Below are 8,514 nucleotides of genomic sequence, written 5' to 3'. Positions count from 1 at the left end.
ACGGCTACGCCATTATCTGGATGAGAAGGGAAATAATTCTCCTACAAACATTTTACTCATACTAAACCTTATTAAAAAATGCTGCATTGGATGAACTATTAGTTACCCTCTAAGTTCAAATGCGAATCGCGATTCAAGCAGTAGATATTCCCTCTCAATATTTAGACAAGTAAAGAGCATACACTAGATATAATTAGCAAGTGAATGCTCCTTCTGTAATTTTTTCACCACAGCCTAGTAATTAGGCGTTTTTTGTTTGCACGAGGACGCTATTTACTGCCTGCTTCCATCCTTTGTAATTTTGATTCTTCACGTCATTACTCATTTTTGGTCTGTACAATTCTATTTCCTTATTAAGATTGTTTATCTCTGCTGTGGAATTCCAAATGTGAACACCCAAACCCGCCATGTATGCTGCACCTAGTGCTGATAATTCAGACACATTTGAAACGACTAAGTCGATTCCCAACATATCTGATTGAAACTGCATAAGAAAGTTATTTTTGGTTGCTCCTCCGTCAACTTTTAGCTGTTTCATATAGATATTAGATTCTGATTGCATCAGTTCAACCGCATCCTTTACCTGGTATGCAATACTTTCTAATGCAGCCCGAACAAAATGTGCTCTGCCTGTGTTTCGACTTATCCCCATAACCGCCGCTCTAGCATATGGGTTCCAATAGGGCACACCTAGGCCAACAAATGCAGGTATAAGGTACACTCCTTGATTATCAGGAATGGATCCCGCTAAATTTTCTATCCCATTGAGATCATCAATTAACTTTAGGTCTTCCTTCATCCATTTAATTGTATCGCCTGTGCTATGAATGATTCCTTCAAGGGCATAACTAACTTCTCCATTAATCGCCCATGCAATTGAAGTAACTAATCCGTTATCTGCCTGAATCAGATTTTCAGTGTGCATTAAAACAGAGGTTCCTGTACCATATGTCGCTTTAGCCATACCCTGTTCAAAACACTTTTGACCAAATAAAGCTCCTTGTGAATCACCAATTACCCCTGAAATTGGTATGTGTGAAAATGGTAAGTCTTCATCTTCTGTCATGCCAAAAATCGCATTGGAATCTTTTACTTCCGGAAGCATGGATCTTGGAATTTGGAATATTTCAAGCAGTTCATCATCCCACTGAAGAGAATGAATATTAAATAACAGGGTCCGGCTTGCATTCGTGTAATCGGTTGAATGAACCTTTCCTTTCGTCAGTTTCCATATGAGCCAACTGTCAATGGTTCCAAGTAATAATTTGCCATCTTGTGCCTTTTGTTTTACACCTTCAATATGGTCCATTAGCCATTTGACCTTAGAAGCCGAAAAATAGGGATCAAGAGTTAAACCAGTTTTGGCCCGGATGATAGTTTCAAATCCTTTGTCTTTCAATTCTTTACACATATCAGATGTACGACGGCATTGCCATACTATGGCATTATGCACTGGAAGGCCCGTTTCTTTATCCCATACAACGATTGTTTCCCTCTGATTTGTAATAGCTACGACCTTTAACAAATTGGATAGAACGTCGGCAGATACACAAACTTCGGTTATTAATGATTTTACATTGTCATAGATTTCAATCGGGTCATGTTCAGCCCAACCAGGCTGTGGATAATATTGATTATGAGTTAAGTTTTTTTGATGTGTAATCACACCGTCTGAATTGACGAGCAAAACCTTTGTTCCGGATGTGCTTTGATCAATGGCTAAGATATGAACTGTTGTCTCCATCGGCCACCTCAATCTGCTCAATTAGCAAGTAACAGATTAGCAATTTTTTTAACATTCTCAACACTTAACCCGTAATAATCAAAGACTTGGGCTGTATTTCCTGTAACTGCAGGTTCATCTGGGATACCTAGGATTTTCATTCGCACTGGATGATGTTGTATCACAACTTCAGCAACAGCAGCTCCCAGTCCACCGTGGATACTATGCTCTTCTATAGTAATAATTCTGCCCGTTTCCTTTGCTGCTTTGATGATTGTATCCTCATCCAGCGGCTTAATTGTGTGCATATTAATCACTCGGCAGCTAATCCCCTCTTGGTCTAAGGCTTCTGCGGAATCCAGCGCAACACGGACAGTTTCACCACTTGCAATGATAGTTAGATCATTACCATCTCTCATGGTAACTGCCCTTCCAATTTGAAAATCATAATCCTCTGACTGATATGAATCCTCTACTGGATTACGTCCAATTCGAACATATACAGGTCGGTCATACTCGACTAATGCTTCAATCATTTTTTTGGCTTCATGTCGATCAGCAGGCAGCATTACATCCAAGCCCGGTATTGCACGGGTTACGGCTATATCCTGTAAAGAGTGATGTGACATGCCTAATGCTCCATAACTAACCCCGCCACTAATACCAATTAATTTTACGTTTGTTTGCGAATAGGCTACATCAACTTTTACTTGTTCAATACTTCTCATGCTTAAGAAACAAGCAGGAGAAGCAACAAATGGTTTTTTGTTGGAGTGTGCTAATCCTGCAGCTATTCCAACGATGTTTTGTTCAGCAATGCCCACTTCAACAATTTGATGCGGCAATTCTTTACCGAATTGGACCATGGAGGCGGAGCCTCTTGAATCACTGGTAAGAACAAGAATATCTCGATCCGCTTTTCCCAATTGCAATAACGTGTCACTAATGACTTGCCGATTGGCAATCTTATTGCCGGTTTTAGCTTTTAGAACGACATTTCTCATACTAAGACCTCCAGTTGTTTAGAAAGTTCTTGCATAGCTAACTCATACTCCTCTTTGGTCGGTACGCGATGATGCCATGCCCCTACATTCTCAGCAAACGATATCCCTTTTCCTTTCACTGTGTTTGCAATAATTATCGTTGGCTTGCCTGCAACCTTGGGGGTATTCGTGAATACTTCTACTAATTGCGAAATATCGTTACCATCTACTTCAACAACTTCCCATCCGAAGCTTCTCCATTTGTCTGCCAACGGTTCAAGCCCCATAACATCCTCGGTACTACCGGTTATTTGAAGCCTGTTCCGGTCAATGACAGCTACCAGATTATCAAGCTTATATTGTGAAGCGGACATTGCACCTTCCCAGACAGAACCCTCGGCTTGCTCTCCGTCCCCCATGAGGGTGTAAACCTTATACGATTTACCATCCATCTTAGCCGCCAGCGCCATACCAACAGCTATAGGCAGTCCATGCCCCAACGCTCCAGTATTCATTTCTACACCAGGTACTTTATTGTTTGGGTGGCCGATCAGTCTAGATTTGAACTGAGAGAAAGTTTTTAACTCTTCCTTTGGAAAAAAACCTCTATCTGCCAATATAGCCCAGTAAGATTCAACCGAATGACCCTTGCTTTGCACATAACGATCACGGTCTTCCCACTTTGGATTTTTCGGGTCAATGTTCATGATTTTATAATAAAGAACTGTCAATATATCAGTGTTGGATAAAGAGCCACCCGTATGACCGGTACGAGCTTCATAAATCATTGTCAAAAGTTCCATTCGAATCTCTGCAGCTTTTCTTTTTAATCGAGTAATTTCATCCATGATTTTACCCTCCTTATTAGCCTAATTGTCGATTTTTTCGCAAGATCTTGAGAAAACTTCTTAAATCTTTTACAATGCAATTTCATGGTCGTGATTATTTCTGTCAAAATCTTATTCTATTATTTATTAAGATCACTACCACGCAGCCATGCTTTGATTTCTTCTACGGTTGGGTCGACCGGATCTGGTGTCAGCCCAGGAATATATTCACACGCTTCAAAAAGGACAGGAATTACGTTTGCGTGAATCCCCACGGAATGGTGTATATAAGGACCTTTTACGAGCTTTTCCTCCCATAGCGGCCAATCATTTACTTCCACCCATACATAAGAACCTCTAGTGAATGGTCCTTCAATCCCTTTCGCTTTTCCCAAGAAAATAGAATATTCACCATGATCACCATCAAATCGTGCAAGAGTCATTTCCCCGCCCTTAATTTTGCCTTCATGGGTTCCTGGAGAATGATCATCAAACAGGAAGTGTTTATTTAGTTTCGGTCTATCTTCTTCACTTAGAGATACAGGAAAGTTTCCGCAATGGAATAATAGTTCACCATTTGGATTTTCAGGATGGCGGATTGTTATATCGGCAAAGAAAGTTGGTACTGAGTTCAATGTGGCTGCTTGAACCATAATTGAAGTTATTGCCCCATGAATATCAGTTTCACATGTTACAGGGATTTGTTCATCTGTTAGGATAGCGTTTGCCAAGCATGGCATAATACCGATAATATCCTGAAGGGTAGACCAGCATTGGATAGCAATCGCAGTGCTTCTCGTATCTGCTGCCAACTGTTTCATAGCCACTTTTAATGAAGCAATTCGTCGAACGTCATTTTCAGTTACTGCACTCCAGTCAAGTTTCTCCTTTATGTACTGAATTGCCTCGACTAGCTCTGTGGATTCTGTTTGCTCAATTTTCAACGTTGCTTTTTTCAATTCCTCAAGGGTAATCGGATGTATTTGTATTCCAAACGTCTCTAGCAATTCACCTTCATTACATATTACTGACCAAAAATCTGATGGTCGTGTGGAAATTTGCAAGATTCGCAGATTAGAAAAATGTTTAACCACATTCGCTGCACCTATGAAGTTCTTAAAACCTCTTTCAAAGATTGGGTCATCTAGTCTGCAGTTCGTGATATAAGAGAATTTGACGTTAAATCTTCTTAATACTTTCCCTGTTGCAAAAATACCGCATTGAGTATCTCGTAGGCGCATTCCATCTTCAAGTGGCGCTTCATCTCGCGGACCCCAAAGCAAAACAGGTTTTCCAATCGCTTTAGCTACACGTGCAACAATGTCTTCTGTTCCAAAATTACAATGTGGAAAAAATAACGCATCCACTTCTGCATCCCTAAATCGTTTGATAATTGCGGGTTCTTCAAGCCGATTGTGCAAAAGACCCTCATCATTAATACCTTCCAAATCAATAATTTCAATATCGAGCCCGAAGCCTTCGATTTTTTCTCTAATTAAATTTTTATATTTTAATGCGTCCTCTTTGCTAAAGACAAATCTCCTTGTAGGTGCATAACCCAATCTGAACTTTTCCACTTGAACACACTCCTAATTTAGAAATCCACACACCGAAACAAACTTATTAATCATTTACAGTTCTTCAAACAACCTCTGTTATGGAAAATAAAAATTGAAATGAGTATCATCATCTCCTCTTCACAGCACGTATATAAGCTAATATTCTAAAAATATATAAATGAAGCGGATACATAAGTGTTTTTTGAGAATATCACTAAATTTTTTTAGTTTAATCCTGGGTTCTTGATTGTATCATAGCAACCGCCGTAGTATACGTCAACATTTTATATAAAAATATTTAGTTGTGCTTTTTTGAAACTATTATTGTTTTCCTGCAATTATTTATTTACTTTCACCATTCTTATTCAATTTATTGGGGTTTTACAAAATGTAGCTTTATAACTAAACTTTCACTAAACAAATTAGTTATATGCTATAATATTTAATAGTTCTTAAATATATTCATTCTGATAAGTAGGTGTACAATTTTTATGAAGATAGATGATATTGCAAAAATAGCACAGGTTTCCAGATCTGCTGTTTCTTTAGCATTGAATGGTAAAAATGGAGTGAGTGAAGATACTCGTAAAAAAATATTAAGAATCGCCGAGGAGCATGGCTATATCCCGAGGCCTATAGTTAAAGCTGATCAATACTTTCAAAAAAACACAAAAGTTTTAAGGTTTGTAGCTTGTATTAATGAAGGAATAGTTACTGATCAGTATGAAACACTTCCTTTTTTTATGGAGTTAATTAACAACATCGACAGGCAAATTGGGGCCAACGGTTATTCCCTAATGGTTTCTTCAGTGAAAATAGAGAACCTTCATGAGGAGATCACAAGATTGGAAAAAGAACAAAAATCTGCAGGAATACTATTACTAGGGACCAACTTAACCCATGACCAAATAAAGTTAATTTCTACGATTCAGCCCAAGTTAGTTGTTTTAGATACTTGTTTCGAAACCTTAGACGTTAACTTCGTTGTGATGAATAATGTTTATGGAGCATATGAGGCAGGTAAATATTTAGTCGAACTTGGTCATGAAAAAATAGGGTATGTTCAATCCAATACAAGAATGTATAACTTTGATATGAGAAAAAAGGGTTTCATGCAGGCAATTGCTGAAAATGGATTGAACATTGCTGCGGATGACTACTTTTCACTATCACCCACAGTGATCTCATCCCAAGAAACATTTAAAGACAGCATTAAACACCGAATTCATCAACTACCAACGGCCTTATTTTGTGAAGCTGATTATATGGCCATCAGCGTAATGAAATCCTTTACAGAGTTAGGAGTTAAAGTTCCAGAGGATGTTTCGATCATTGGTTTTGACAATATCTTTGAGTCGCAAGTCGTTACTCCCGAATTAACCACTATCAATGTGAAAAAAGATAAAATTGCTCGTCTAGCTGTTGAAAGACTTATCACAGTAATTGAAAACAATGAAACCGATAAAATAAAAGTGTTTGTAGATACACAGTTGATTACAAGGAACTCTTGCAGAACCAACATGAAATAAGTAAGAGACATAGCGCAGACACAACATAGTTAAAAAAACACCTTAGTCGTATAACATTCACAATACGATTAAGGTGTTTTTATGTATACTGTATCAGGCACATGGGACTTATCTAAATAAATCAGGAAGGAGAGAATAAAAAAATTGCACCTTTATGTTTTTTTACTCACTCAACTTTCGCACATAGAAAAACTTAATGAGCCCTTAATATAGCTGGGTAGAGATTCAAACCATTGTGCTAATTGACTGGTTAAATTATCTTGTGCTTAAAGAAACATTAAATGAGAAACCTTTGACGAACATATGAATCATAAGGTCATTAATGCGTGATAGTAATTCCACGTTTTTACTGCAATTACGTGAATAAACGGAGTCATCTAGGATAAAAACTGACACCCTTTTTGATGAAGTTAGTTTTTGAAAACGCTGAATCACTTCCAATGAAAGGGACGATAGAAATTTATGCCAATTAAATGTTGGCACCTTTAAAAAGCGATAAATCGCATCCTTAGCGGGAACGAGTTGGTGTTTGATTCACAGCTTTCCAAGAGAATGACTATCGTTCCCTTAAAATACATCCTAAACACACCCAATGAACAAGTTCCCGCCAAGCGTTATAACCAATGTTCTATATTCAGTTGTAAGATTTCCTTTCAATAATTGCATGATATTTTTAAAAACCATGTTAGATTTTATAACAATTTTAAGGAAATGAATCTTCAAGTGCTTTAAGCTATTAACATATCTTTTTACAGGATGGAGGGCAGAACGTGAGGCTAAGTTGGCTTCTTCAGCTTTTGGTTATTTCAGGATTCTTGCTGCTTGGCTATAGTATAGTCGCTGTCTTTCGCATTCAGTTACCGGGTAGTGTCGTGGGCATGATATTACTGTTCGTTTTCCTGTTAACCGGTATTATTCGACTCGATTGGGTAGAAAGCGCAGCTTCATTTCAGTTAAAGCATCTGACACTACTGTTTATTCCACCCATTGTCAATCTCTTTTTATCCCCAAGTTTGCAACAAATCATGCGTTGGAACATCGTCCTTATTCTAGTTGTGAGCAGCATGTGCTGTTTATTGGGCACAGCTTTCTTCGTAGAATGGTATGAAAAAACAAAAAGGAGAAATGGACAATGATTACTTTTACCGGATTGTTATGCATTGTCTTCACCCTATTATGCTACCTATTAGGCTTCCAATTGTATCGTAAATATAAAAAAGATTGGCTAAATCCGTTATACACTGCACCTGTGATCTTGATTATTTTATTGTTTGCCTGTCATATCCGTGGGGACACTTATCAGCAAGGAAGCCTCGTTTTTAATAAGCTTTTGGAACTTGCGGTCGTCTCTCTAGCTGTTCCGCTATACAAACAATGGTCGTTCCTAAAAAAGAACTTTAATAAAATCTGTTCAGGAGTTGTTTGCGGTACGGTGCTGGGGATCATCTCTGTCATTGGGTTGGCGCAAATATTCCATTTAAAGCAACAGTTACTGGCGTCTTTAATCCCCCGATCTGTCACACTTCCAATCGCTCTAACCTTATCAAATGAGCTGGGAGGTTATACCACAACTACGGTATTCTTTGTGATTTTTTCAGGTCTCGTTTCCTTAACCATTGGTCCAAAATTATTAAAGCGATTGGGAATACGCAGCAAAGCCGCCAAAGGATTGGCCATGGGCACATCAGCACAAATGCTTGGGGCAAACCGTTCACTGCTTTGGGGTGAAGAAGAAGGGGCAATGGGCAGCGTGGCAATGACTACCTCTGCATTGTTTCTTTCCGTTATAGTGCCAATCCTGCCGTTGATTTTGAGAATGTGAATTGATTAAAAGAGCTGCCGAAGCAAGCAGCTCTCACTTTATTGAAATATTGGGATAGCAAAATTGATACT

The 8,514-nt window shown here is 38.4% G+C and carries 7 protein-coding genes; 3 read left to right on the top strand and 4 right to left on the bottom strand.

Annotated features, from left to right (window positions below; all coding sequences use genetic code 11):
* Nucleotides 1-241: 241 nt before the first annotated feature.
* The 4 genes from glpK to CU635_RS09620 all read right to left on the bottom strand — a co-directional run bounded on the left by glpK (nucleotide 242) and on the right by CU635_RS09620 (nucleotide 5,110).
* A complete protein-coding gene (gene glpK / locus CU635_RS09635; RefSeq protein ID WP_101577155.1) occupies nucleotides 242-1,744 on the bottom strand; it encodes a glycerol kinase GlpK in 1,503 nt (500 codons plus the stop codon).
* Nucleotides 1,745-1,761: 17 nt separating this feature from the next.
* Nucleotides 1,762-2,727, bottom strand: a complete 966-nt coding sequence (locus CU635_RS09630; RefSeq protein ID WP_101577154.1) for a transketolase family protein — start codon at nucleotides 2,725-2,727, stop codon at nucleotides 1,762-1,764.
* A complete protein-coding gene (locus CU635_RS09625) occupies nucleotides 2,724-3,554 on the bottom strand; it encodes a transketolase (protein ID WP_101577153.1) in 831 nt (276 codons plus the stop codon). The genes CU635_RS09630 and CU635_RS09625 overlap by 4 nt, the downstream gene beginning before the upstream one ends.
* 119 nt (nucleotides 3,555-3,673) lie before the next feature.
* Nucleotides 3,674-5,110, bottom strand: a complete 1,437-nt coding sequence (locus CU635_RS09620; RefSeq protein ID WP_101577152.1) for an L-fucose/L-arabinose isomerase family protein — start codon at nucleotides 5,108-5,110, stop codon at nucleotides 3,674-3,676.
* A 473-nt stretch (nucleotides 5,111-5,583) separates the two neighbouring features.
* Between CU635_RS09620 and CU635_RS09615 the strand changes: the two genes are divergently transcribed.
* The 3 genes from CU635_RS09615 to CU635_RS09605 all read left to right on the top strand — a co-directional run bounded on the left by CU635_RS09615 (nucleotide 5,584) and on the right by CU635_RS09605 (nucleotide 8,443).
* The gene (locus CU635_RS09615; RefSeq protein ID WP_101577151.1) at nucleotides 5,584-6,621 is read left to right on the top strand and encodes a LacI family DNA-binding transcriptional regulator; all 1,038 of its coding nucleotides are present in this window, start codon (nucleotides 5,584-5,586) and stop codon (nucleotides 6,619-6,621) included.
* Nucleotides 6,622-7,391: 770 nt separating this feature from the next.
* Nucleotides 7,392-7,757, top strand: a complete 366-nt coding sequence (locus CU635_RS09610) for a CidA/LrgA family protein (protein WP_101577150.1) — start codon at nucleotides 7,392-7,394, stop codon at nucleotides 7,755-7,757.
* Nucleotides 7,754-8,443 carry an LrgB family protein gene (locus tag CU635_RS09605; RefSeq protein ID WP_101577149.1) on the top strand — a complete coding sequence of 230 codons (690 nt, stop codon included), beginning with the start codon at nucleotides 7,754-7,756 and terminating at the stop codon, nucleotides 8,441-8,443. Before CU635_RS09610 ends, CU635_RS09605 begins: the two co-directional genes overlap by 4 nt.
* The last annotated feature ends 71 nt before the right edge of the window (nucleotides 8,444-8,514 follow it).

Origin of the sequence: Bacillus canaveralius, from assembly GCF_002860125.1 — a bacterium.
Lineage (GTDB): Bacteria > Bacillota > Bacilli > Bacillales > Cytobacillaceae > Bacillus_BJ > Bacillus_BJ canaveralius.
Note: the sequence above shows the minus strand (reverse complement) of the source record. Positions and strands in the feature narration are given on the sequence as shown.